Annotated in this window: 27 protein-coding genes; 11 read left to right on the top strand and 16 right to left on the bottom strand. The window is 65.7% G+C overall.

Translation table 11 applies throughout. The features are described from left to right. Positions 1-228: 228 nt before the first annotated feature. The 3 genes from CIT37_RS07700 to CIT37_RS07710 all read right to left on the bottom strand — a co-directional run bounded on the left by CIT37_RS07700 (position 229) and on the right by CIT37_RS07710 (position 2,535). Entirely contained in the window at positions 229-1,146 is a 918-nt protein-coding gene (locus tag CIT37_RS07700; protein WP_028140178.1) for a hypothetical protein, read from the bottom strand. 271 nt (positions 1,147-1,417) lie between these two features. Next, a complete protein-coding gene (locus CIT37_RS07705) occupies positions 1,418-1,858 on the bottom strand; it encodes a nuclear transport factor 2 family protein (protein WP_038947455.1) in 441 nt (146 codons plus the stop codon). 230 nt (positions 1,859-2,088) lie between these two features. Then, on the bottom strand, positions 2,089-2,535 hold the full coding sequence (locus tag CIT37_RS07710; RefSeq protein WP_095424822.1) for a nuclear transport factor 2 family protein: 447 nt from the start codon (positions 2,533-2,535) through the stop codon (positions 2,089-2,091). Between the two features lie 293 nt (positions 2,536-2,828). On the opposite strand from CIT37_RS07710, the gene CIT37_RS07715 reads away from it, so the two are divergent. Both CIT37_RS07715 and CIT37_RS07720 read left to right on the top strand, forming a co-directional pair. Next, a complete protein-coding gene (locus tag CIT37_RS07715; protein ID WP_095424823.1) occupies positions 2,829-3,065 on the top strand; it encodes a hypothetical protein in 237 nt (78 codons plus the stop codon). A 138-nt stretch (positions 3,066-3,203) separates the two neighbouring features. Further along, entirely contained in the window at positions 3,204-3,590 is a 387-nt protein-coding gene (locus CIT37_RS07720) for a hypothetical protein (RefSeq protein ID WP_038947454.1), read from the top strand. Positions 3,591-3,649: 59 nt separating this feature from the next. Here the strand turns inward: CIT37_RS07720 and uvrB are convergent, their stop codons facing one another. From uvrB to CIT37_RS07740, 4 genes are all read right to left on the bottom strand, one after another. Continuing rightward, positions 3,650-6,625, bottom strand: a complete 2,976-nt coding sequence (gene uvrB, locus CIT37_RS07725) for an excinuclease ABC subunit UvrB (protein ID WP_095424824.1) — start codon at positions 6,623-6,625, stop codon at positions 3,650-3,652. Positions 6,626-6,717: 92 nt separating this feature from the next. Further along, positions 6,718-6,948 (bottom strand): hypothetical protein, encoded by a 231-nt coding sequence (locus tag CIT37_RS07730; protein WP_095424825.1) that lies wholly within the window; start codon positions 6,946-6,948, stop codon positions 6,718-6,720. Positions 6,949-7,002: 54 nt separating this feature from the next. Next, the gene (locus CIT37_RS07735) at positions 7,003-7,227 is read right to left on the bottom strand and encodes a hypothetical protein (protein ID WP_018318312.1); all 225 of its coding nucleotides are present in this window, start codon (positions 7,225-7,227) and stop codon (positions 7,003-7,005) included. 102 nt (positions 7,228-7,329) lie between these two features. Continuing rightward, entirely contained in the window at positions 7,330-8,247 is a 918-nt protein-coding gene (locus CIT37_RS07740; protein ID WP_028140186.1) for a LysR substrate-binding domain-containing protein, read from the bottom strand. A 280-nt stretch (positions 8,248-8,527) separates the two neighbouring features. Between CIT37_RS07740 and CIT37_RS07745 the strand changes: the two genes are divergently transcribed. Together CIT37_RS07745 and CIT37_RS07750 are read left to right on the top strand one after the other, a co-directional pair. After that, positions 8,528-9,307, top strand: coding sequence for a sulfite exporter TauE/SafE family protein (locus tag CIT37_RS07745; protein ID WP_095424826.1), 780 nt, complete (start codon positions 8,528-8,530; stop codon positions 9,305-9,307). After that, positions 9,304-9,534, top strand: coding sequence for a hypothetical protein (locus tag CIT37_RS07750; RefSeq protein ID WP_038947450.1), 231 nt, complete (start codon positions 9,304-9,306; stop codon positions 9,532-9,534). The genes CIT37_RS07745 and CIT37_RS07750 overlap by 4 nt, the downstream gene beginning before the upstream one ends. 32 nt (positions 9,535-9,566) lie before the next feature. Here the strand turns inward: CIT37_RS07750 and CIT37_RS07755 are convergent, their stop codons facing one another. Both CIT37_RS07755 and CIT37_RS07760 read right to left on the bottom strand, forming a co-directional pair. Next, on the bottom strand, positions 9,567-10,142 hold the full coding sequence (locus CIT37_RS07755) for an SCO family protein (RefSeq protein ID WP_244611395.1): 576 nt from the start codon (positions 10,140-10,142) through the stop codon (positions 9,567-9,569). A 29-nt stretch (positions 10,143-10,171) separates the two neighbouring features. Beyond that, entirely contained in the window at positions 10,172-11,287 is a 1,116-nt protein-coding gene (locus CIT37_RS07760; RefSeq protein ID WP_095424828.1) for an MBL fold metallo-hydrolase, read from the bottom strand. A gap of 200 nt (positions 11,288-11,487) precedes the next feature. Here CIT37_RS07760 and CIT37_RS07765 point away from each other — a divergent pair, with 200 nt between their 5' ends. Then, a complete protein-coding gene (locus CIT37_RS07765) occupies positions 11,488-12,192 on the top strand; it encodes a glutathione S-transferase family protein (RefSeq protein WP_095424829.1) in 705 nt (234 codons plus the stop codon). Between the two features lie 171 nt (positions 12,193-12,363). Here CIT37_RS07765 and CIT37_RS07770 read toward each other — a convergent pair whose 3' ends face one another. Continuing rightward, positions 12,364-12,570: a cysteine-rich CWC family protein gene (locus CIT37_RS07770; protein WP_038971126.1), complete on the bottom strand. Its 207-nt coding sequence runs from the start codon at positions 12,568-12,570 to the stop codon at positions 12,364-12,366. Positions 12,571-12,684: 114 nt separating this feature from the next. Between CIT37_RS07770 and CIT37_RS07775 the strand changes: the two genes are divergently transcribed. The 3 genes from CIT37_RS07775 (at position 12,685) to hmuQ (ending at position 15,817) form a co-directional block, all read left to right on the top strand. After that, positions 12,685-14,196 (top strand): DUF1800 domain-containing protein, encoded by a 1,512-nt coding sequence (locus CIT37_RS07775; RefSeq protein ID WP_095424830.1) that lies wholly within the window; start codon positions 12,685-12,687, stop codon positions 14,194-14,196. A gap of 2 nt (positions 14,197-14,198) precedes the next feature. Next, entirely contained in the window at positions 14,199-15,416 is a 1,218-nt protein-coding gene (locus tag CIT37_RS07780; protein WP_161966349.1) for a DUF1501 domain-containing protein, read from the top strand. An 86-nt stretch (positions 15,417-15,502) separates the two neighbouring features. Continuing rightward, positions 15,503-15,817 (top strand): heme-degrading protein HmuQ, encoded by a 315-nt coding sequence (hmuQ, locus tag CIT37_RS07785; protein WP_095424832.1) that lies wholly within the window; start codon positions 15,503-15,505, stop codon positions 15,815-15,817. A gap of 16 nt (positions 15,818-15,833) precedes the next feature. On the opposite strand, the gene CIT37_RS07790 is transcribed toward hmuQ, so the two are convergent. From CIT37_RS07790 to CIT37_RS07815, 6 genes are all read right to left on the bottom strand, one after another. Further along, positions 15,834-16,775: an aldo/keto reductase gene (locus CIT37_RS07790; protein WP_028140531.1), complete on the bottom strand. Its 942-nt coding sequence runs from the start codon at positions 16,773-16,775 to the stop codon at positions 15,834-15,836. A gap of 252 nt (positions 16,776-17,027) precedes the next feature. Next, positions 17,028-17,483 (bottom strand): GNAT family N-acetyltransferase, encoded by a 456-nt coding sequence (locus CIT37_RS07795; protein ID WP_095424833.1) that lies wholly within the window; start codon positions 17,481-17,483, stop codon positions 17,028-17,030. A gap of 71 nt (positions 17,484-17,554) precedes the next feature. Continuing rightward, positions 17,555-18,367, bottom strand: coding sequence for a PAS-domain containing protein (locus tag CIT37_RS07800; protein WP_095424834.1), 813 nt, complete (start codon positions 18,365-18,367; stop codon positions 17,555-17,557). A 128-nt stretch (positions 18,368-18,495) separates the two neighbouring features. Further along, the gene (locus tag CIT37_RS07805; RefSeq protein ID WP_092255007.1) at positions 18,496-18,651 is read right to left on the bottom strand and encodes a hypothetical protein; all 156 of its coding nucleotides are present in this window, start codon (positions 18,649-18,651) and stop codon (positions 18,496-18,498) included. A 73-nt stretch (positions 18,652-18,724) separates the two neighbouring features. Then, positions 18,725-18,901, bottom strand: a complete 177-nt coding sequence (locus tag CIT37_RS07810) for a hypothetical protein (protein ID WP_018318299.1) — start codon at positions 18,899-18,901, stop codon at positions 18,725-18,727. A gap of 150 nt (positions 18,902-19,051) precedes the next feature. Beyond that, positions 19,052-19,702 (bottom strand): glutathione S-transferase family protein, encoded by a 651-nt coding sequence (locus CIT37_RS07815; protein ID WP_028140528.1) that lies wholly within the window; start codon positions 19,700-19,702, stop codon positions 19,052-19,054. 638 nt (positions 19,703-20,340) lie between these two features. Here CIT37_RS07815 and CIT37_RS07820 point away from each other — a divergent pair. The 3 genes from CIT37_RS07820 to CIT37_RS07830 all read left to right on the top strand — a co-directional run bounded on the left by CIT37_RS07820 (position 20,341) and on the right by CIT37_RS07830 (position 24,690). Beyond that, entirely contained in the window at positions 20,341-21,543 is a 1,203-nt protein-coding gene (locus CIT37_RS07820; RefSeq protein ID WP_026201996.1) for a pyridoxal phosphate-dependent aminotransferase, read from the top strand. Positions 21,544-21,971: 428 nt separating this feature from the next. Continuing rightward, positions 21,972-22,451 (top strand): DUF992 domain-containing protein, encoded by a 480-nt coding sequence (locus CIT37_RS07825; protein ID WP_028140527.1) that lies wholly within the window; start codon positions 21,972-21,974, stop codon positions 22,449-22,451. Between the two features lie 190 nt (positions 22,452-22,641). After that, the gene (locus tag CIT37_RS07830) at positions 22,642-24,690 is read left to right on the top strand and encodes an elongation factor G (RefSeq protein WP_095424835.1); all 2,049 of its coding nucleotides are present in this window, start codon (positions 22,642-22,644) and stop codon (positions 24,688-24,690) included. Positions 24,691-24,763 lie beyond the last annotated feature (73 nt).

Consider the following 24,763-nt stretch of genomic DNA (forward strand, 5'->3'; position numbering starts at 1 on the left):
GCCGAGATGCGGCAAGGGCGGACCATTCGGGGGTTTTGCCGTGGCGTATGGTTACGAGAGTCTGAATGGCGGTAACGCGCGTCGGAACCCACCCCCTCATGGTGAGGAGCACGCCCCTTCGCGCGCGTCTCGAACCATGCCGGCCCCGCCCTCGCAGCGCGGCCTCGATCCTTCGAGACGCGCTGCTTTGGAGCGCCCTCAGGATGAGGGCAAGAGTATAGGCTTGGCCTACCAGCTCTTCTTGAAACCCGCCGTCACGCTCTTGTTGATCGCGCCCTGCGAGGTCTCGCCGACCGAGCCGGAGACGGTGACGTTGTCGAACAGCTTTTGCTCGGCGCCGACCTTGCGCAGCCATTTGTCGTCCGTGGTCGACAGCGTCTGGCCGGCGGTGACGCTGGTGCCGGTGTCGGTGAGGGTGACCTTGGCGGACTGGTCGGTCTCGTAATTGCGGGTGATGTGGCCGCCGATGCCGGGGACCGCACTCGTGCCTTGCTGGTTGACGCTATAGCCGTTCTGCAGCGTCAGCGAGGTGTCGCCGGACAGCGGCACCGATTTGGTCAGCGAGGCCCCGAGCTTGCTCTGTTCCGAGCCGGGATCGACGCGGGCTTCCACCGCGGTCTTGTCCCAGATGACTCCGGCGCCGGGCGCGGTCGCCGTCGCCCAGGCGCTGCCGGAGGATTGCGGCAGGTTGCCGCCATTGGTGGCCTTTTGCGCCAGCAGCTCGGACATCGTCCGCGGCTCGCTGGTCACCGTCATGTCGGCGCCGATCCGCGTATCCCAGAACGAGAACACGGACTGTTTCACCGTCACCGCCGAGGAGCCGTTCGCATTGGCATTCGACGACCAGTCGAGGCCGTCCTTGGCGGCGGCCTGGGCGCGCTTCTTGGCGGCGATCGGGTCGATGCCGGTGCCGGCGTCGACCGCGAGCTGACTCCAGTCGAGCTTGTCGACGTCGATGCCCTTGAGCACGTCGGGGTCGTTGACGTCGGGGGCCTCTGCCGTCTCGGTCTCGGCCTCGTCGGACGCGCCCGCGGGTGGGGAGAAGGGCGGAATGATCTGCGCCGAAACCGTCAGCACAGAGCCCAAGATGAACGCGGCCGCCAGCACCGGCAGCCTGGTCCAGCCACAACCTGTCGAGAATTCCATCGTCCTGCCCGCCAACCCCAGCGCACGTTGTCCGCCAATATAAGACGGTCCGTGGTGATGACCATGCGCCATTCGGTCTGCTCGCATCAATGCGGATTTATCGTTGCGAAATTGTGGCAACTCGCGTGGGGACGCGAACCAACGGGCCGCGCGAGAGGCGCGCGCCCGACGACGAGCTTCCGGCACGACGGCATCCGGCGGGGCTGGAGGCCAGGACGTCGCGTCAGGCGTTGTCATAGGTCCCGAACAGCGGGGCCCGTTGGCGTCCCCCTCAGCCGACGCTGGTCATCTTCGGCAGATGAATGGCGCGGCCGAGTGCCTGCTCGACCAGGTCGAAGGTGTCGATCAGGACGCGCATGCTGGTGAGCTTGCCCGCCCTGAACTGGGCGAACTGCGCGACCCGCAAGCTGATCGGCTTGTTGGAATCCAGTGCCGTCAGCGAATAGCGCAGCATCGAGGCGGCGGAATCGACGCCCAGCATGATGCTCTCGCGGTCGAAGCGGCGGACCTGGAAATTGTCGGCGAGCTGGCGGATGACGTCGAGCACGGCGTCCTTGCCCTGGCGCGCGCCGAGGAACGGAAACATGTCGATCGGGCCGTAGAGCGCCCATTCGACGTCCTCGTCGATCAGGGCCTCGATGTCCTCGAAATGCCGGTCGTTGATCGCGCGGTGCAACGCGCGCGAGAAACGCCAGAGGCTGTGCTCTGTCATTTTGGGCAGTCCTGAAGCTGGCTTTGCGAAGAAAAACGGAAAACGACCCCAGCGCCGTCAGGCGGTGGGGCTCAACTCATTTGTATACGAATAAAATACCCGATTTCGGCCAAAACGCAATTCACGTTTTCGCAATGCACAATTGATGGCGATCTGTGAGATTTGCAACAAAACCCCGTAATCTCCCGGGTCCCGGCGGATCGCGTGCGGGTTCCAGGGGAGGAGCAGGCTCAGTCCACCCGTGCACCCACGATCAGCGGCCCGATCTCGCGCTCCAGCACCTGCTGCACCAGATCGTAGGAATCGATGATCTCGCGGATCTCCGCCACCAGCCCGCCGCGGAAGGTGTAGAACACGGCCATGTCGAACTGCACGATGCGGTCGTTGCTGCGTTTCCTGAAATAGGCCTGCATGTAGGTCGCGACCGCCTCGCCTTCGGCCAGGATGTGCGGTGCCTTGTAGCGGATTTCCGAATAGCGCGACCAGACCGTCTGCCAGAGCTCGCGCAGCTCTTGCTTGCCGTGGCGCGGCACCATGTGCGGCAGCACGTCGATCGGCGCATGAGTGAGGAAGTCGACGTCGTCGGTGCAGCACGCCAGCGCGGCCTCGATATCGCCGCGCGCGAAGGCGTCGAGCAGATGAAGCACGCGTTGCCTGTTCAGCTTCTCAACCGTCATGCTGCTCCTGCCCTCACTGGCCGTGCTTTGCAAACGCTATCGTGCGGCTCGCGGGTCCATCAATCCGCAAAATCACAGAGTGATTGCAGGGTATGACGCGCGAGCACAATGCCCGGTTCATGGGGTGCAATTGCGGGTTGCGTGCGTTTCCGCATGCAAGAATTCGCTCGGCGCTTTGCGTCCTGCGTGACGCCGCGGGCACATCGCGGTCGCCTCCTGCCATGGCGGGCGCTGGAACCCGGACCCATCGGCGCCCGTTGAGACGCCGATACCGCATCCGGAGACATCGATCCATGAAAGCCCCGCTTTTCGCCATCGCCGCCGCCCTTCTGATGCTTGGCGCGACCTCCGCCGCCAACGCCAAGGGCTGCATCAAGGGCGCCGTCGTCGGCGGCGTCGCCGGTCACTACGCCGGCCACCACGGCGTCCTCGGCGCCGCCGCCGGCTGCCTCTACGGCAGGCATCACGCCAAGGAACAGGACAAGCAGCGGCAGCAGCAGGGTCAGGTGAACGGCCAGGGCAAGCTGTAGGGGCGACCTCGATCCGCAGCGGCAGTCTGCTTCCTCTCCGCGCAAGCGGGCGAGGTGAGGAAGGGCGCGTGATCCATCTCACATCACCCCGTTCCCGATGCGCCTAACGTCATCGGCATGTCATCAGGGAGACGTGCCATGGCTGCCCTCGCCACCGTCAGAAAGTCCCGCCTGCACAACGCGCTCGAAGGCCTCGCGCTGACCACGATCCTGCAGAGCTTCCCGACCTTCGCCGCTGCCGCCTTCCTGCTCAAGCTCTGCGGCAACCACGATCTCGTCGGCGACCCCGGCGTCGCCATCTTCGTCGCCATCGCCTCGCTCGCCCACGCCATGCTCGCCGTGACCCTCGGCCCGAGCTTCCCGCACCTGTTCAAGACCGTCTACGAACCAAAGTTCTTCGAGGCCCATCTGTCGCTGTCCGACAAGATCACGGCCTGGCGCACCCAGCCCGTCGCCTCGCTGCAGTTGGTGACCATCGTGCTGCTGCTGTCGGTGATGGCCGTGGTGACGGCGAGTGTGGGGTGAGGGGAACGCCGAGCGAGTCTCGCTTGCCGACGATCAACCCCTGCCGCAGTGTCGGACAATCACCTCTTCTTCCACCCACCCCGCCGCCCGGGCATCCCGCCCGTCGACTTCGGCGCCGGCCCAAACTCCGGTCCCGACTGCCGCGAGTCCGTCGGCTGAATAATCCGGCTCTCGCCGCCGAATGGCTTTGCCGGCAGCGCGCGGTTCTCGCGATAGGGCAGCGATTCCGGGCCGTGCATCTCGTCGAGATGCGGCTTGTGGACCTTCGAACCGCTACCGCCGCCGCTGGCTTTCAGCGCGGAGCCCACGGTCTTCTTCTTCATGGCGCTGACCGGTAAATTCGCGGCGTCGCCGTACTTCTTGCTGCCGGCATAGGCGCCGGCCTTGCCCTGCACAGTGCGTTGCTTGGCGGTGGGATCGTCCACCACGGCGAGCTCGGTGGCGCGCAGCCGTTTGACCTCGTCGCGCAGGCGCGCGGCTTCCTCGAAGTTCAGATCGGCTGCGGCCTCGCGCATCCGCGTTTCCAGGTCGCCGAGCACGGCTTCGAAGTTGTGGCCGATCGAGATGACGTCGTCGGTCATGTCGTGGCCGCCGACCTCGATCAGCACGTGGTCGCGCTCGTAGACGGAGTTGAGGATGTCGCCGATCTGCTTCTTCACGCTCTCCGGCGTGATGCCGTTGGCGGTGTTGTATTCGACCTGCTTCTCGCGGCGGCGGTTGGTCTCGGCGATGGCGCGCTCCATCGAGCCCGTCATCTGGTCGGCGTAGAGGATCACCTTGCCATCGACGTTGCGCGCGGCGCGGCCGATGGTCTGGATCAGCGAGGTCTCGCTGCGCAAAAAGCCTTCCTTGTCGGCATCCAGAATCGCGACCAGCGCGCATTCGGGAATGTCGAGGCCTTCGCGCAAGAGGTTGATGCCGACCAGCGCGTCGAACGCGCCGAGACGCAAGTCGCGGATGATCTCGATGCGCTCGATGGTGTCGATGTCGGAATGCATGTAGCGGACGCGGATGCCCTGCTCGTGCAGATATTCGGTGAGGTCCTCCGCCATGCGTTTGGTCAGCACGGTGATCAGCGAGCGATAGCCGGCCTGCGCGGTGGCGCGGACCTCGCCGACGAGGTCGTCGACCTGGGTGCGGGCCGGGCGAATGTCGACGGGCGGATCAATCAGCCCCGTGGGGCGGATGACCTGCTCGACGAACACGCCGCCGCTCTCGTTCAGCTCCCAGCCGCTCGGCGTCGCCGACACCGCGACGGTCTGCGGCCGCATCATGTCCCACTCCTCGAAGCGCAGCGGGCGGTTGTCCATGCAGGACGGCAGGCGGAAGCCGTATTCGGCCAGCGTCGCCTTGCGGCGGAAGTCGCCTTTGAACATGGCGCCAATTTGCGGCACGGTGACGTGGCTCTCGTCGGCGAACACCAGCGCGTTGTCGGGGACGTATTCGAACAGCGTCGGCGGCGGCTCGCCGGGGCGGCGTCCGGTGAGGTAGCGCGAATAGTTCTCGATGCCGGCGCAGCTTCCGGTCGCCTCCATCATCTCGAGGTCGAAAGTGGTGCGCTGCTCCAGCCGCTGCGCTTCCAACAGGCGCCCCTGGTCGTGGAGCTGGTCGAGCCGCTGCTTCAGCTCGGACTTGATCGACTTGATCGCCTGCACCAGCGTCGGGCGCGGCGTCACATAGTGCGAGTTGGCGTACATCTTGATGAATTCGAGCTCGTCCTGCTTGTGGCCGGTGAGCGGATCGAACTCCTCGATGGTCTCGATGGTGTCTCCGAACAGGTTCACGCGCCAGGCACGGTCCTCGTAGTGCGCCGGGAAGATGTCGATGACGTCGCCGCGCACGCGAAAGGTGCCGCGGGTGAAATCGGCCTGGGTGCGCTTGTATTGCAAGGCGACGAGGTCGGCGATGAGCTGGCGCTGGTCGATGCGCTCGCCCTTCTTCAGCGCGAAAGTCATCGCGGTATAGGTCTCGACCGAGCCGATACCGTAGATGCAGGACACCGAGGCGACGATGATGACGTCATCGCGTTCGAGCAGCGCGCGCGTCGCCGAGTGGCGCATGCGGTCGATCTGCTCGTTGATCGAGGAGTCCTTCTCGATATAGGTGTCGGTGCGCGGGACGTAGGCTTCCGGCTGGTAATAGTCGTAATAGGAGACGAAATACTCCACCGCGTTGTCGGGGAAGAAGTTCTTGAACTCGCCATAGAGCTGGGCGGCGAGCGTCTTGTTCGGCGCCAGGATCAGCGCGGGGCGCTGCGTCTTCTCGATCACCTGCGCCATCGTGTAGGTCTTGCCCGAGCCGGTGACGCCGAGCAGCACTTGGGTGCGGTCGTTGCGCTGGACGCCTTCGACCAGCTCGGCGATCGCGGTCGGCTGGTCGCCCTTGGGCTGGTATTCCGATTTGATCTCGAAGCGCACGCCGCCTTCGGACTTCTCCGGACGTGGCGGCCGGTGCGGCGTCCATACCTTGGTGGAGCCGTCGTTCTTGCGGAACTCCGGCCGGCCCTCGCGGATCAGCGACTCCAGCGCCTCCGCGGTCGCCTTGACGCCGAGCGCCTCCATCTTGTTGCGCGGCGGACGCGCCAGCGCCTCGGCATCGTCCTCCTCGGTGGGCAGGCCGAGCTGCCGCGCCAGTTCCGGATCGAGCGTCGGGATCGTGGCCGCGGTTCCGTAATTGGCCTGCGGCGCTTCTTCCAGCCCACCAACCTCGGTGGATTGCCGGGCGCCCGGCGGCTGCGGGTTGGGCCGCAGCGGCATCGGCCGCGCACTATCCTGCGGAAACTGCTTTTGAAGGTCTTTGGGCGTCGAGGCCCGCGCGCGATGGGCCGCGGCCTCGCCGCCCGAGCGGCGGTCGCGGGAATTGTCCGGCGGCGGCTGCAGGCCGGTGCCCGAGCCAAGTCCGGCGTCGCCGCGATTGATCGCGGGATTGAGCAGCTCGGCCAGGGCCGGCCCGATCGGCTGCACGTCGGGCCGATGTGCCTTGGAGTTCGGAGCTTTGGATTTAGGGGATTTTGGGGGAGCAGGTTTCTTCGCCATGAGCCGAATATGGGATGAGTCCGCCTCCCGATAAAGGGTGAATGACCGTCCTCATGCAGCCTGCTGACAGCAGGTTGGCAGCAGCCTCGGCCCTACGCGGTCGGCAGCGGACCCTCGTCGTCCTCGCCCGCCTGATGCGGCTTGAGGATGTCGAGATGGATGCCGCCGCAATCGGTGCAGCGCATGGTCCAGTACTCGCGTCCTGCGCGGCCGCCGATGACGCGGAGCACCGTGAGATCGCCGTCGCATTCCGGGCAGTTGGACAGCACATTGCGGGCATAAATTCTCGGCCGCGGCGCGTCTTCGATTTCGATGACTGACATGACCCGGTTCCCCCCTTTATGCTGTTGCCCTGGTTCGCTTGCCGTCCGGCTCGCTTATTCGTCGTCGCTGTCGGCCCGCCGGCGGAAGCGGTCGATGTGGTGCTTGGCGTCGGCGATCGCGGCGTTCTGATCGGGCCAGGCGAAACCGACTTCCATCGCCGGAAACAGCACGCCGTCGATGGCGACGGGGCTGAGATCGGCGCGGCGGATGCGGGCGTGCCAGAGGCCTTTGCCAGCCTCGAAGGATTCAATGTCAAAGCCGTCGTAGAGGGTCGTCATTCTTGTCGGTCCCACGTTTCTTTTCGGAGGGTCAGGGGACCACGTTTGCGGATTCCGGAATGTGAAGCCGTTCACAAGCGGCAGGCTTTTTTGCCTCGGGCGTCAGTTCCGCGCGGCGACACGGCCCGTCCGCTTGACCGGGCGGGCGGCGGGTTCCGAGGCCGCGCGCATGATCCAGCGGCGGAACGCGGCAAAGTCGCGGTGCTCGGTTTGAAAGCTGCGATAGAGCAGGTACCAGCGCATGCCCTTGGGCACCGAGAGGTCGAACGGGGCGACCAGCCGGCCGGCGGCGAGATCGTCGTCGATATAGGGGCGGATGCCCATGGCGATGCCGAGCCCGTCGGCGGCGGCCTGCAGCGCCTGGCCGTAAAACTGGAACTCCGGCCCGCGCGGATTGATGCGGGTGAGGTTCGCGGCTTTCAGCCAGATCGGCCAGTCCTCCGGCGAATGTTCGACGCGGATCAGGCTCGGTCCCTTCAGGTCGGCCGGGCGCTTCAGGCCGCTCGCGAGGCGGGGCACGCAGACGGGCGTGAGATCGCCGGCGAACAGGGGCTCGGCGACGAGACCAGGCCAGTCGCCGGTGCCGAGCTTGATGCCGCAGCTCCAGTCCTCGCCGAACGGTACCGACGCGCCGCCGGTGGTGAAGCGCACCTCGATGTCGGGCTCTTCGCTGCGAAACTCCGACAGGCGCGGGATCAGCCAGCGCATCGCAAAGGTGTGGCCGACGCCGATCGTGAGCACGCGGACGCTTGCCGGCGCCGTCACCTGCGCGGTGAGGCTGGCGAGCGCGTCGAAGATCGGCGTCAGCCCGCTCTGATAGGCGCGGCCGGCCTGCGTCAGCACCAGGCGATTGGCCTTGCGCTCGAACAGCGCGACGCCGAGGCGCTCTTCCAGCAGATGCACCATGCGGCTGACGGCGGCCGCTGACACGCTGAGCTCGAGCCCGGCGGCGGCAAAGCTGCCGGTCCGCGCCGCCGCCTCGAATGCCTTGATGCCGTTGAGAAACAGCAGACGCCGCAAAGGCAGGACCCTTATGCAAGACCCTCAGGAAAACTGATGCCAGGCCAAGATAACTCAGTTTGCGCGGAAGGGGCAAGCGAGGCACGTTCCCTTCGCCGCTCCCCGCTTGCGGGGAGAGGCCGACGCGCAAAGCGCGCGGATGAGGGGGAGTCTCCGCGGGGCAGCTGCCATCGTGACTGCGGAAGCGGTCCCTCACCCCCCTCTCCCCGTAGGAACGGGGCGAGGGAGTGAAGCAGCCTGCGTGCCCTGCTCAACGGCCCCACCACCGGAGATTCCCCACGTGACGCCCATCATGATCGCTGCCCTCGGATTGCTGATGGTCGCCACCGCGTTCCTGTCGGGACTGTTCGGCATGGCGGGCGGGCTGATCCTGATCGGCGTGCTCTTGGCACTGATGCCGCTGCCGACCGCGATGGTGCTGCATGCGATCACGCAGATGGCCTCGAACGGCTGGCGCGCGTTTCTCTGGCGGGGGCATATCCGCTGGCGGCCGGTCGCGAACTATATGGTCGGCGCTGCCGTCGCGCTCGCGGCCTGGTCGATCACGCGCTACGTGCCGGACAAGCCGATGGCCCTGCTGCTGCTCGGCATTACGCCGTTCATGGCGCGGCTGTTACCGTCGACCATCAAGCCGGACCCCGACCGTCTCTGGCAGGGCACCGTCTATGGCACGATCTGCATGGGCTTGATGCTGATGACCGGTGTGTCCGGCCCGCTGCTCGACACCTTCTTCCTCGGCGGCGATTTCGGCCGGCGCGAGAAGGTCGCGACCAAGGCGATGTGCCAGCTCGTCAGCCATTTCACCAAGCTGGTCTATTTCGGCGGCATCATCGACCAGGCGGCGAGCCTCGATCCCGTGCTCGCCGGCGTCGCCATCCTTGCCTCGATGCTCGGCACCACGCTGGCGCGGCGCATCCTCGAAGCCATGACCGACCAGCAGTTCGTGGCCTGGTCGAACAAGCTGATCACCACGATTGCCTGCTACTACATCGCCTATGGCGGCTGGCTGATGGTTCGCACACCGGTGCTGGCCGCCTTCGACAAGGGAGGTTTGCAATGAGCAGTAACGCCGATCCGCTGGTGCTGGACTTCGTCGAATGGGTCGCGCGCGAGCCGCGCGCCTATGCCGAGGTGATCGCGACCTGGAAGACCTCGTGCCCGCGCCTCACCATCTGGGAAGACGCCGCCGATCGCGGCTACGTCGCGCGCGAGACCATTGCAGGCCTTGGCCTCGTCATCGCGGTGACGGAAGGTGGCGAAAGGTTCTTGCGCGCCAACGGGCGGTGAGCGCGTCGCTTTCGACGGCTCTCGCCGGAGTGCTATCGCGAAGGCACCGCAAGCCGTGGCCGGATGATCTCGACCATGCGCTCGGCCGAGGTGCCCGGGGGAAAGAAGCCGAGATATTTTCCGTCGCGGTCCATGAGATAAATGAAGGACGTGTGGTCGACCGTGTAGTCGTTGGCCCCCTTGCCGATCGGAATCCTGGCAAAATAGACCTTGTAGGCCTCTGCCGCTGCTCCGATCGCTTCGGGGCTGCCGGTGAGCCCGAGCAGCCGCGGATGAAACAGCGGCACATATTCGGCAAGATGCTCGGCCGTGTCGCGCTCGGGGTCGAGCGTGATGAAGACGGGCTGCACGGCCTCTGCGTCCGGTCCGAGTTGCTCGAGCGCCTGTCCGATCGCCATCAGGTCGGTCGGACAGACGTCGGGGCAATAGGTGAAGCCGAAATAGACCAGCATCAGCCGCCCGCGGAAGTCGCCCTCGCTGCGCGGCTTGCCGGTCTGGTCGATCAACTGGAACGGTCCGCCGACCGGCTCCCGATTCCACATCAGGATGTCCATCGTCTCGGCGGCCGAGCGCGCCTGCGCCGCTGCCGCGCAGGCGAGCGTCAGCATCACGTACAGCCAGGCGCTGGCGAGCCGCATCACAGCCCGAAGGTGAGACGGCTGCCTGTCGTCGTCACCACCACCTTGCCCTCCATCTGGGCATTGGCTTCCTGTGCGAAGTTGAGCCCGCTGCAATGCATGGGCACCACGACGTCGGGATTGAGCGCCTTGATCTCGCTCACGACCTGCGTGAGGTAGTTCCTGGGCGCCGGGCCGAGATGGAAGCCGCCGACGACGGCGTGCACCTTCTGGACGCCCGACACTTCCTGCGCCTGCTTTACCGAATTGACGATGCCGACATGGCCGCAGGACGAGATCACGACGAGACCGAGATCCCGCACGTTGAAGCAGGTGGCGTGCTCGTGAATGTGCTCGTCCGGCACGATCTTGCCCTCCATTTCCGCGGGCAAATAGTGGCCGACATTGCAGCCCAGCCCGTCCTTGATGCCGAACTCGACGAGCGTGTTCGGCAGTACGCGTTCGCCGCTGCGCCGGGTGATCTTGCCGGTGGTGAAGGCATGATCCGCAATCACGGTCGGCGTTTCGCACAGCACGGTCGTGACTTTCTGCGCCGCAAGCTGCCGGCGGTCGAGGGTGCCGAAATCGGCGAATTGCCCCTGCGTCGGCGTCGGGGTGACGCGATGGCAGAAATTGTCCTCGCCGCCCGCATAGAGCTTGAGGTCGGCGGGCAGCCTGTCGCGGAACTTGTCGAGGAAGCCGTTCAAGCCACCGAAATGATCGTAATGGCCGTGGCTCACGATCAGCGCGTTGAGCTTGGCCGGATCGACGCCGATCAACGCCATGTTGTTGAGCAGCACGTCGGGCGTGTAGCCGTAGTCGAGCATCAGCGTGCGCTGATTGCCGCCGCCCTCGGATTCCAGCCAAAGCGACAGGCCCCATTCATTGTGCAGCGATTTGCGGAAATCACCGCCGCGTGCAGCCGGAGTGATGGAGACCCCGTTGATCTGCTTGGGACGGAAGAACAGGTCGAAACTCGAATCCACCAGCACGCGGATCGAGAGCTTGTCGACGATCGGAACGGCAATCGGGGCAGCGCTCGCGATCTCGACGCAGGTGAAAGCGTTGGCGGCCGCAGCTCCGGCCAGTGCCGCCGAGCCCAAGAGAAAATCGCGCCGTTGAATGGTCCTGGTCATTGCAACGCCTCCTGTATCGGATCTTGGACATGCCCAAGCTTAGGTCCAATCCGGTGCCGGCTCAACAAGCCGTGGCCAAATCCGGCACGGGCGAGGCAGCCAGTCGCCGGTCACACCCCGACACCGGCGGCAAGACGGCTTGCTTGCGCTCGTCGGCATGACGGCTACTCTGATCGCCAATCACAGCAGCTGGATCAGCCATGTCACTCAGACTCTTCCTCTTCGAACTCGTCGGCACCGACGCCTCGCGTCCCTTCAGCCCGTATTGCTGGCGCACACGGATGGCGCTGGCGCACAAGGGCCTCGCGGCGGAATCGCTGCCCTGGCGCTTCACCGAGAAGAGCGCGCTCGCGCCGCACGGGTCGGAGAAGGTTCCGGTGCTGTTGCACGATGACAAGCCCGTCGTCGACTCCTGGACGATCGCGACCTATCTCGAGGACAATTTCCCGGACCGTCCGTCGCTGTTCGGCGGCGAGGGCGGCCGCGCCATGGCGCGCATGATCAACGCCTTCGGCGACATCGCCGTGGTCGGTGGCATCTTTCCGCTGATCGTTGCCGACATCCCGAAGAATCTCGCCGAGGTCGACGCTGCCTATTTCCGAAAGTCGCGCGAGGCGCGCTTTGGCGGCAAGAGCCTGGAAGAGGTCATGGCGAGCCGCGACATCGGCGTGGTCGCCTTCCGCAAGTCGCTGGAAGTGATGCGGCAGACGTTGAAGAAGCAGCCCTATCTCGGCGGCGCCGCGCCGAACTACGCCGACTACATCGTGTTCGGCGGTTTCCAGTGGGCGCGCGTGGTGAGCCCGTTCAAGCTGCTCGAGGCGGACGATCCCATTTATGCCTGGCGCGAGACACTGCTCGATGCGTTCGACGGCATGGCGCGGAAATCGCCGGGGCATGAGGTGTAAGGTACCGTCTCTCCGACGTCGTCCCCGCGAACGCGGGGATCCATACCGCGTGATCTATTCGAGCGCGGATGGTCGATGTACCGGACGACCAGTCTTCGCCAAACCTCTCCCTGTGGTTATGGGTCCCTGCGTTCCAGGGACGACAGGGAGGGTGCGGTGATCCTCTCGCGGTTAACGAGCCGCCGCGCTCGCTCCCGCCGCTGCCTTGCGCAAACACTCCCGGCATAAACAATCCTCGCCTTCGACCGGCATCGGCAGCTTCGCGGTTTCCTCCGCGCACCAGCAGGTGCCCGAGAGGTCGCAGCCGAATTCGGTGCCGCAGCGCGCGCAGGCGAGGCGGCGCGGTTCCGGCGGCGGGGATTCTTTCGGATTTGTCATGATTTGCGTCGAAGCTTCGCCGTGATTTTCATGTCGGGTTCATCGGTCGTTGCGGTATATTAGGCGTCGCGCGCGGACTCCGAAAGCGGCTCCCGGCACGCGAAGGACAAATCGATGGCCCGCGATTCGCAAGCCGCGCTCGTCGCGCTCAACCGTTTTGGCTTCGGCGCGCGCGGCGGCGCGTCCGGAGATCTCATCAACGCAGCCTCCGATCCGCGCGGTTTCGTGAAGGCAGAGCTGGTCCGTGCGAGCGGGGTGCTGCTGGAGGCGCCCGGTCTGCAATCGACGCAGCAACTCGGGCAGGCCGTCTTCGCCTATCAGGATCAGGTCAGGCAGGCGCGCGAAGCGGCGAAGGCCGCCGCGCCCGCCGAGACGCCGTCGCCTGCGCCGACCGAACAGAAGCCCGGGCTCCGCCGCAATCTCTCGCTGAATGCGGCAGCAACGGAGGTCGCCGGCCAGATGACGGAGACCAAGCCGGCGGACAATGCGGCAAAGCCGGCCCCGCAGCCGCTCAACGTGATTCAAAAGACCTTCCGTACCGAAGCGCTGGCGCGCCTGCAGCGCGCGACGCTGGCCACCTGCGGCTTCACCGAGCGTCTCGTCGCGTTCTGGTCCAACCATTTCTGCATTTCCGCGACGAAGGGCGAGCTGGCGCGGATCTGGGCCGGCGTGTTCGAGCGCGAGGCGATCAGGCCGCACGTGCTCGGGCGCTTCGCCGACATGCTGAAAGCGGTCGAGCAGCATCCGGCGATGCTGTTCTTCCTCGACAACCAGCAATCGCTGGGGCCGGATTCGCGCGCAGGCCAGAATCGCAAGCGCGGGCTCAATGAGAATCTCGCGCGCGAGATCATGGAGCTGCATACGCTCGGCGTCGGTGGCGGCTATACGCAGGAGGACGTCACCTCGCTCGCGCGCATCATCACCGGCTGGACCTTTGCCGGACGGCAGGGGCAGCTCGGCACACCAGGCTCCTTCGTGTTCAACACCAATGCGCACCAGCCCGGCGCGCAGATGCTGCTCGGCAAGAGCTACGAGGCGACGGGTCTCGCGCAAGGCGAGGCCGCGCTCGCCGACATCGCGCGCCATCCGTCGACCGCGAACTTCATCGCGACCAAGTTCGTTCGCCACTTCGTTGCCGACGATCCGCCGCCGGGCCTGGTGGCGCGGCTGCGCGAACTCTTCGTCAAGACCGACGGCGACCTCAAGGCGCTTGCCGCGGGGCTGGTCGATTCCGACGAGGCGTGGACGGCGCCGCTGACCAAGATGCGCAGCCCTTACGATTTCCTCGTCGCGAGCGGCCGGCTGCTCGCGCGCGTCCCGGAAGATCCCGGCGCCTATCTGAACAATCTCAATCTGCTTGGACAGCCGCTGTGGTCGCCGGCCGGCCCCAATGGTTTCCCCGATACCAGCGCCGCATGGGCCGCGCCCGAGGGCATGAAGCTCAGGCTCGATATCGCCGCGCAAATGGGCGCACGGCTCGGGCCCAACATCGATCCGCTGGATCTGCTGGAATTCGCGGCGGCGGATGCGGCCTCGATCGAAACGCGCCGGACCATCGAGCGCGCGGAGTCGCGCCAGCAGGCGCTGGCGCTGCTCTTGATGTCGCCGGAAATGCAGAGGAGATGATGATGGTCGACTGCGTCGAGAACCGGCTCCTCACCTCGCGCCGCGGCCTGCTGCTCGGCGGCGCCTCCTTCGCGGCCTGGGCTTACCTGCCGAAATTCGCACGCGCCGCCGATGGGCGCGATCCCCGGCTGCTCGTGGTGATCCTGCGCGGCGCGCTCGACGGTCTCTCGACCGTCGCGCCGATCGGCGACCCTGACTATGCCGGCCTGCACGGCTCGATCGCGCTGGCCGCGGACGGCGCGCATCCCGCGATCATGCTGGACTCCTTCTTCGCGCTGCATCCGGCGATGCCGGAATTCGCGCGGATGTATCGCGACAAGCACGCTGCGGTGATCCATGCGGTGGCGACCCCCTATCGCGACCGCTCGCATTTCGACGGCCAGGACGTGCTGGAGAGCGGTTATGCCGGGCCTGGCCGCGTGCAGTCCGGTTGGCTCAATCGCGCGCTGGAAGCGCTGCCGCGCGGCGAGCGCGTATCGAGCGCTCTTGCGGTCGGGCCTACCACGCCGCTGGTGCTGCGCGGAAGCGCGCCGACCGTCGGCTGGGCGCCGGTGGCGCTGCCGCAGGCGGATGACGACACCGCGATGCGCCTCGTCGATCTCTACCGTCATCGCGATCCCGCGCTGGCGATGGCCTTGTCGCAAGGCCTTCAGCTCGACAAGGTCGCGAGCGGTGACGACATGAAGCCAAAACCCGGCAATGCGATGGTGCAGATGCGCCAGGTCGCGCGCGGCGCTGCGAAGCTGATGGCGGCCGACGATGGCCCGCGCATCGCCGCGCTCGCCTTCGACGGCTGGGACACGCATGCCAATGAAGGCGGCCCGGTCGGTCGTCTCGCCTTCCTGCTCGGCGGGCTCGATGGCGCACTCGCCGAATTCCAAAGCGGTTTGGGGGAGCGCTGGCGCGACACCGTCGTCATCGTCGCCACTGAATTCGGCCGCACCGCGCGCATCAATGGCACCGACGGCACCGATCACGGCACCGGCACGATCGCGCTGCTCGCCGGCGGCGCCGTGAAAGGCGGCCGGGTCATCTCCGACTGGCCGGGCCTCAAGCTCGCGAACTTGTATGAAGCTCGCGATCTCAAGCCGACCACCGATCTTCGCTCCGTGATCAAGGGCGTGCTGCAGGGCCAGTTCGGCCTGTCCGATCGCGTGCTGGCCGAGACGGTGTTCCCGGATAGTGCGGGAGTACGGCCGATGAAGGGATTGGTCGTCTAACCCCACGCGCCGTCATTCCGGGCCTGCGCCTTGCGGCGCATCCCGGAATGACGAGATAATGGTGCAGCATCAGGAGAACCATCCCCATGTACATCGCCATGAACCGCTTCCGTGTCGCCAAGGGCTCCGAGGCCGCCTTCGAGCAGGTCTGGCTCAGCCGCGATACGCATCTGGACAAGGTGCCGGGCTTCGTCGAATTCCATCTGCTGCGCGGCCCCGAGCTCGAGGACCACACGCTCTTTGCCTCGCACACCGTGTGGGCAAACCATGCCGCGTTCGACGCCTGGACCAAGTCCGAAGCGTTTCGGGCCGCGCACCACAAGGCAGGCGACAACAAGCCGCTCTATCTCGGCCATCCCCAGTTCGAAGGCTTTGAGGTGATTCAGACCGTCGCGAAGTAGCGCCGCGCCTCGAACGTCAGCCCAGCGTGATCTTGTCGATCTCCGCCATCTCATCCGCGCTGAGCTTCCAGGCGATCGCCTTGACGTTCTGCTCGATCTGCTCGACGCGGGTGGCGCCGGCGATCACGCTGGACACCTGCGGGCGGGCGGCGAGCCAGGAGAAAGCGAGCTCTAGCATGCTGTGGCCACGGGCCTTGGCGAAGGCCTGGAGCTTCTCGACGATGTCCTCGTTGCGCGGTGTGACGTAGCGGTCGCGCAGCCGCTCCACCTTGCCGAAGCGGGTGTCGTCGGGCGCGGCCTCGCCCTTCCGGTACTTGCCGGTCAGGAGTCCGCTGGCGAGCGGGAAGAACGGCAGAAGGCCGAGCTTGTACTCCTGCGCTGCCGGCAGCAGGTCCTTTTCGATGTCCCGCACCAGGAGGCTGTATTCGTCCTGGCACGACACGAAGCGGCTGACATTCATCGCGCGCGCGACGTACTCGGCTTCAGCGACGCGCCAGGCCGGGAAGTTGGAATTGCCGATGTAGCGGACCTTGCCCTGGCGGACGAGATCGTCGAGCGCGCGCAGGCTCTCCTCGATCGGCGTCAGCGGGTCATAGTCGTGCTGCTGATAGAGATCGATGTAATCGGTCTTCAGCCGCTTCAGGCTCGCTTCGACGGCGTCCATGATGTAGCGGCGCGAGGCGCCCTGCTTGGTTCCGTCCTCCGCCATCGGCTTGGAATATTTCGTCGCCAGCACGATGTCCTTGCGGCGGTCGCCCAGCACGGCGCCGAGCACGTTTTCCGAGCCGCCCATGTTCGAATAGATGTCGGCCGTGTCGAACAGCGTGATGCCGAGGTCGAGCGCGCGATGGATCACCTTGCGCGAGGTCTCCAGATCCGTGCGCTGGCCGAAATTGTTGCAGCCGAGCCCGACCGCGGACACGCGAAGGCCGGAGGCGCCGAGATTGCGAATTTCCATGGGAGATCCTGTCAGAGAGAGCAGCCACTCATTGTGACCATCGTGCGCCGCAGCAGCAAGGCGCGCGCCGCGCTGCTGCCATGCTGACAAGGCGGACAAAAAAATGCGGCCCCTGTCAGACGCGGCGACTGACGGGGACCGCTTGGGGCGCTTGATCGGTGACGGGGGGCCTGATCAGACGCAAATGCAGCGTAGCCCCGCTATGTTACGGGCGGGTGACAGGCGGAGTTATCCACAGGGTGCGGGCGGGGATCAGAACAGCTTGCGATAGACGATGAAGCCGGAACGCTCCGCGACCTTGTCGTACAGGCGCTGTGCCATGAGATTGGTCTCGTGCGTCTGCCAATAGACGCGTGGCGATCCCGCCAGTTTCGCCCGCTCATACACGCCGTGGATCAGCGCCGAGGCGACGCCCTTGCCGCGCGCGGCTTCCAGCGTGAACAGGTCCTGCAAATAGCAGGACGGCTCGATCGCGGTGGTGCTGCGATGAAACAGGTAGTTCGTCATGCCGAGCAGCTTGCCGTCGCTCTCGGCGACCAACCCATGCACCGGTTCATAGGCATCGAAGAAACGCTGCCACGTCATTGCAGTGATCTCGCCCGCCAGCGCGGTCGGGCCGGAGCGGCCGTAGAAGGCGTTATAGCCGTCCCACAGCGGCAGCCATTGATCGTAGTCCTGCCTGGTGACGGCGCGAATGGTGAGCGACATGTGGAATTCCTGCGATCGATGGGACGTCCTTCATACGTGATGACGGGCGTGCCGATCAATCGCCAGTCGCATCACTCCGCGGCGCGCAGATGCCGGATCAGCCTGCGGCCCGTGGGATCGCGCAGCGAGCGGTAGTAGTCGGCGCGTGAGGGCGCGTCGGTGTGGCGGACGAGGTCGGTCACCGGCGTGTAGCTCAGCATGCGTCCGCCGTCGGGCAGCGCGGCGCAGACGAAGCGCAACACCTCGCCGGTGCGCAAGGCGATGTTGATCGGCGTGGCATCGCCGATGCGCACCATCTCCATGCGCTGCGCGATGAAGGTGCCGAGCTCGTCTTCGGGCAGCTCGAACGCGCCGGTGTCGCGGCCATGATACATCAGGGCGATGAAGGGCGGCTTGCCGTCGGCGATCTCGTCCGGCACCGCGAAATAATCGCGAAACGCGCGGTTGATGAACTCGGCCCGCGTCTCGGTATCGAGCAGCACGATGCCGATATCGACCTGGTCGAGCGCGGCCGACAGCCGTGCCGCCGTGGCGTGGCTCCGGCGCTCGGCCGCGACCGTGCCGAGCAGCCGCTCGCGCATCAGGCCGGTGATGCCGGCGGTGGCGGCAGCCGTGATCGCCAGCAGGCCGAGTTGGACCAGATCGGTGATGGTCAAGCCGGAAACGCCGTGGCGGCCGAGGAGGAGCAGCGCCGCACCGATCACCGCGACGGCCGCGCTGGTGATCGCGGAGGCGAGACCCGACAGTGCGCCGGCGAGCGCCACGATGCCGACGAGCAGCGGAACGGGCGAGGTAGTGGGGAGAAAGCGATCGAAAAGCATCGCCGGCAGCAGGGTTGCTGCCGTCAGCACCGGACCGGAGATCGCACGCCATCCGAACCGCATGGACCCGTCTCGCTCCTCCCGAACGAGGTAACGTCGCAACACTGACTGATCGTTGCGCCACCGCGATACGTTTTCCCGCGGTGTGTTTAAGGCCCGCTTGCGTGCAAGCTTCAGGTTTTCGGATGATTTTAGACCAAGTGGGCGTGCTTGAGGGGCTGTTGCAGCGCCGGCGCATTCAGCGTCGAAATCCCCGGGCCCTTGCGCGTGACGACAATCAACAGCGACGCCGCGACCAAAATGGCCGCAGTCAGTGTGATTGCAACGACTACCACGGGTGATTTCATCGACGTCCTGTCGCGATGCCTGAAGGCGCGGGGCACACGGCGCCTTGAAGGCTGGACCAGGATGAAACGGGAATCAGACCGGCAGGCCCATCGCCATGGTCGCCTTGGTCGACAGCACCGTCAGGGTGACGATCAGGCACAGCGAGAGCGCGGCGACGGCGAGCGAGGCCGCGACCGCGTTGGTCAGCCGGGAAGACGCGACGGTAGCGGGATGGCCCTGAAAGCCTGCCGTGCCGGACGCCCGTATCATGGTCTAAATCCTTCAACGCGCGAGCGAATCACCCGCGACTTTCCACAATTTCCCAGTTTCAACCGGCAATATTGCGGCGGCTATCGCGCGGAAAATGGCGGGATTGCGGCGAATGTTGCCCTTGTACCCGCTATTCGCCAGAGCGCGCGCTCAGGCGCCGGCGGCAATGCTGGCGGGGTCGTCGACGTCGGCCGGCCGCCAGTCCATCGACACGAAGCCTGGCGCCGCTTCCACCCGCTTCAGCCAGTCGCGGATCGCCGGGAAGGCCTGGAGGTCGAAGTCGCAGCGGTCGGCGAGGTGGGTGTAGCCGTACAATGCGATGTCGGCGACCGTGAGCTGGCGCGCGGCGAAATAGGCGTTGGTCTTGAGGTGGTTCTCCATCACCTGGAGCGCGCCATAGCCGCGCTCCATCCAGTCCTCCAGCGAATGGGTCTGGAGGTCGCGGCCGCCCTTGACCAATGATAGCCAGAAATAGGCGGCGCCGATGTTCGGCTCCAGCGCGTGCTGCTCGAAGAACATCCATTGCAGCGCCTCGGCGCGGTCGATGCGGTTCTCCGGCGCGAGTGGCGTGCCGACGGCGACGTACCAGAGGATGGCGTTGGACTCCGCGAGAAAGCGGTCGTCTCCGACCTCGAGCAGCGGCACCTGTCCCGACGGGTTCTTGGACAGAAAGTCCGGCGTGCGGCTCTCGCCGCGCAGAATGTCCACCTCGATCGCTTCGTAAGGCACGTTGAGCAGCGCCAGCGCAAGGCGGACCTTGTAGCTGTTGCCCGAGCGTTGCATCGAATAGAGCTTGTACATTCTGAGAATGATTCCGGAAGACGGGGACGCGCGTCGCTCGTTGCCGCGCGAGGCGGCTAAACAATGATGCCGATGCGAATCCGCCGCAAGGGCCGGCCAATAGAAAAACTCGAAATCCCTACCGCACTGCAACGCCGCGAAAGATCATTTCCGCGCGACGATGCAAATCAGATCACGCTTGCGTCAGCATGCGAGCGCTTGGCTCGCGCGATCGTGCGCAGGGCGAGCGATTGGGGAAGAGCGCTGTCATCAATCCAGTGCAATCCAGTGTGCCGTCATGCCCGGGCTTGTCCCCGGGCATCCACGTTCGTCGTGCCGCGGTGAGGCGTGGATGGCCGGGACACAGGCGAGCGGAGAGCGACGCCGTCCTTCGGGCGGCTATGCCCGGCCATGACGGAGCTTGAGCGCGCAACACGCAAAATTGCTCCGAGGACAAGCTTTCCGGGATATGAGCGATTCGCGCGGTAAAGTTGCGGAAAATTGCTTGGAATCGTTGCTTGAACCACTCCAGATCCGTAAGTTTTTCCGAGATCGGGCCGAAGTTTCTTGCGGCGCAGCGGCACACGTTTTAGGGTATCTCATTCCCACAATCAGAGTCGTGAGGCCCAGGGCTTTTCGACGCTTGTCAGGAGATGACGATGTCCTTCCTTGCCGCTGCGCTCGACCGTGTGAAGCCGTCCGCGACCATCGCGGTCACGGATAAAGCACGCGCGCTGAAAGCGGCGGGCCGCAACGTCATCGGCCTCGGTGCCGGCGAGCCCGACTTCGACACGCCCGCCAACATCAAGCTGGCCGCGATCCGCGCCATCGAGGCCGGCAAGACCAAGTACACCGCGGTCGACGGCATTCCCGAGCTGAAGGACGCGATCATCGCGAAATTCCAGCGCGAGAACGGCGTTGCCTACAAGCCGAACCAGATCATCGTCGGCACCGGCGGCAAGCAGGTGCTGTACAACGCGCTGATGGCGACCATCAATCCGGGCGACGAGGTGATCATTCCCGCGCCGTACTGGGTCAGCTATCCTGAGATGGTGGCACTCGCCGGCGGCGAGCCGGTGCCGGTGGTCTGCACCGCCGCGACCGGCTTCAAGCTCCAGGCCGAGGCGCTCGAGCGCGCGATCACGCCGAAGACGAAATGGGTGATCCTGTGCTCGCCGTCGAACCCGACGGGAGCCGCCTACACGCGTTCGGAACTGAAGGCGCTCACCGACGTGCTGGTGAAGCATCCCCATGTGTGGGTGATGACCGACGACATGTACGAGCATCTCGTCTATGACGACTTCCAGTTCACCACGGTCGCGCAGGTCGAGCCGAAACTCTACGACCGCACACTCACCGTGAACGGCGTGTCGAAGGCCTATTGCATGACCGGCTGGCGCATCGGCTATGCCGGCGGTCCCGCGCAGCTGATCAAGGCGATGTCGACCATCCAGTCGCAGTCGACCTCGAACCCGTCCTCGATCGCGCAATGGGCCGCGGTGGAAGCTCTGAACGGTCCGCAGGACTTCATCCCCGCCAACAACAAGGTGTTCAAGGAGCGGCGCGACCTCGTCGTCTCAATGCTCAACCAGGCCAAGGGCATCGAATGCCCGCGTCCCGAGGGCGCCTTCTACGTCTATCCGTCCTGCGCCGGCACGATCGGCAAGACCGCGCCGTCGGGCAAGGTGATCGACAATGACGAGACTTTCGTCACCGAGCTCCTTGAGACCGAAGGCGTCGCGGTGGTGCAGGGTTCGGCCTTCGGCCTCGGCCCGGCGTTCCGCATCTCCTACGCGACCAAGACCTCGGACCTCGAAGATGCCTGCAAACGTATCCAGCGCTTCTGCGGTAATCTGCGCTGAGACCGTCGCAACGAGAATTGAAAAGGCCCGCTTCGTGCGGGCCTTTTTTATGCGTGTTCGATAAGTGGAGTTGGATGGACGATTGATCTGGCCGACATTTTGCCATGCCCCTCACCCGGATCACATCTGCGATGTGATCCGACCTCTCCCCGCTGAAGAGCGGGGAGAGGTTAGGACGCCCGCCACGCGCGATTGAAGTTTGATTGGCTTTGAGCGAGGGGCGCGCCGCTCTCTCACTCCCTCGCCCCGTTCTCACGGGGGCGGGACGAGCAAAGCTCGCCCTGAGAGGGTGGGGTGAGGGGCTCTCTCCACAAGCTCGATTCTAACCGCCTGCGATCTGGCACCCACAACGCACTTGTGGCATAGACCATCGCGCAGCGTGCAGTGCGCCTTCTCTGCTCGCATCACTTCATCGCCGGAGAAATTTCATGCGCCGTTCGTTCATCTTCGCCGGGCTCGCCGCCGCCAGCCTCGTTGCCTCCAGCGTGAGCGGCAGTGCGCAGCAGCGGATGGCGCGGGTCGGCGTGCTCGAATGCCGCGGCGGCGCCAGCGTCGGCTTCATCGTGGGATCGGTGACCCATCTCGGCTGCGTGCTGCGCGCCGACGGTTTGCCCGACGATCGTTACGTCGCAACCATCCGCAAAGTCGGTCTCGACATCGGCATCACCCAGGAGACGGCTTTGGCGTGGGGCGTGTTCGCGCCGGTCGACCGGCTCGGCCCCGGCGACCTCTCCGGCAATTATGCCGGTGCGCAGGGCAGCGCCTCGGTCGGTGTCGGCTTGGGGGGTAACGTGCTGGTCGGCGGCTCCAACAATTCGATCGCGCTCCAGCCGCTCAGCGTGCAGGGCCAGGTTGGCCTCAACATTGCCGCCGGCCTCGAGAGCCTGGAACTTCGTCCGGGCCGTTGATCGCGCGCCGGGCGGGTGGTGCTGCTCCACCTCTTCCCAGCGGGAAGAGGTGGAGCACCACTGTTAAGACTTGGACTAATCGACGACGCACCGCAGCGACGTTTGATGCTTGCCAAATCTCGGGGACGGGCAGAGCATCCGCGATTGCCGACCCAATCATGGGCCGAGCTCCACACCAAGGAGGCGGCGAATGGGACAAGACGTCAGAAGTCCCCGAGGTCCACGGTGCATCGCGCTGGTGGGCCCTTTCCAAAGCGGTAAAACCACACTTCTCGAAGCAATACTGGCGCGAACGGGCGCAATCCCGCGTGCCGGCAGTGTCGACGCCGGAACTTCCGTCGGCGACGCTGCGCCCGAGGCCCGTCATCACAAGATGACCGTCGGGCTCACTGCCGCCACCACGAGTTTCATGGGCGACAGCTACACTTTCCTCGATTGTCCCGGTTCCGTCGAGTTTGCCCACGACATGCGCGCCGCGCTGCCCGCGGTCGATGCCGCGATCGTGGTCTGCGAGGCCGACGAGAAGAAGCTGCCGCAGCTTCAGATCATCCTGCGCGAGCTGGAGGAGCTGAAGATCCCGCGTTTCCTGTTCCTCAACAAGATCGACCGCGCGAGCCAGCGCATCCGCGAGTCGCTCGCAATGCTGCAGCCCGCCTCCCGCGTGCCGCTGGTGCTGCGCCAGATCCCGATCTGGAAGGACGAGCTGATCGAGGGCTTCGTCGATCTCGCGCTGGAACGCGCCTTCATTTATCGTGAGCACAAGGCCTCCGAGGTGGTCGCGCTCGAAGGCGGCAATCTCGATCGCGAGAAGGAAGCCCGCTTCTCGATGCTGGAGAAGCTCGCCGATCACGACGACGCACTGATGGAGCAGCTGCTCGAAGACATCCAGCCGCCGCGTGATGCCGTGTTCGACGATCTCGCCCGCGAATTGCGCGAAGGGGTGATCTGCCCTGTGCTGTTAGGGGCAGCCGCGCGCGAAAACGGCGTGCTGCGCCTGATGAAGGCGCTGCGTCACGAGGCGCCGGGAATAGCGGAGACCGCAAAACGTCTCGGCGTTCCCGAGACCAGGGACGCGCTCGGCTTCGTGTTCAAGACGCTGCATTCGCAGCATGGCGGCAAACTGTCATTGACGCGGCTGCTCGCCGGCCATCTCGACGACGGCGCCACGCTGCAATCCGCTTCCGGAGGAGCGGGCCGCATCTCCGGCATCCTCGCCGTCAACGGCGCCTACGACACCAAGCGTGCCGCTGCCGAAGCCGGCGACACGGTGGCGCTCGCCAAGCTCGATCCGGTCAAGACCGGCGACACGGTCTCGAGCGGCAAGACCCCGCCTGCGGCGCTCGCGGTCTCGGAGCCGACGCCACCGGTGCTCGCGATCTCGGTTGCGGCCACCGACCGCAAGGACGACGTCAAGCTCGGCCAGGCGCTGACGCGGCTGCACGAGGAGGATCCGTCGCTCGTCATCGTGATGAACGCCCAGACCCACGACACCGTGCTGTGGGGACAGGGCGAGATGCACTTGCGCGTCGCAGGCGAGCGGTTGCGCGACCGCTTCGGCGTCAAGATCACATCGCATCCACCCGCCATCGGCTATCAGGAGACCATCCGCAAGCCGATCGTCCAGCGCGGCCGCCACAAGAAGCAGTCCGGCGGCCACGGCCAGTTCGGCGACGTCGTGCTCGACATCAGGCCCTTGCCGCGCGGCGAGGGCTTCAAGTTCGCCGAGAAGGTCGTTGGTGGCGCCGTGCCGCGCAACTACATCGGCGCGGTGGAAGAAGGCGTCGTCGACGGATTGACGCGAGGTCCGCTCGGTTTCCCCGTCACCGATTTGCAGGTGACGCTGACCGACGGCTCCTATCACAGCGTCGACTCTTCCGATCTCGCCTTCCGCACGGCCGCGCGGATCGGACTCAACGAGGGCCTGCCGCATTGTCAGTCAGTGCTGCTGGAGCCGATCCACGTGGTCGAGATCGTCTGTCCGACCGACGCCACCGCCAAGATCAACGCGATCCTGTCGGCGCGGCGAGGCCAGATCCTCGGCTTCGACACGCGTGACGGCTGGGGCGGCTGGGACTGCGTTCGCGCCATGATGCCGGAAGCCGAGATCGGCGAACTGATCGTGGAGCTGCGCTCGGCCACTGCCGGCGCCGGCAGCTTCACCCGCCAGTTCGACCACATGGCCGAAGTCACGGGCCGCGCCGCCGATCAGATCATCGCCGCGCATCAACACGCGGCTTGATCAAGCTGGCTTAGTCAGGGACCGCACTTCTCTCACACCCTCTCCCCGTCCTTACGGGGGGAGGGTTGGGGTG

The organism is Bradyrhizobium ottawaense (genome assembly GCF_002278135.3).
In the GTDB taxonomy this organism is placed as follows: Bacteria; Pseudomonadota; Alphaproteobacteria; order Rhizobiales; family Xanthobacteraceae; genus Bradyrhizobium; species Bradyrhizobium ottawaense.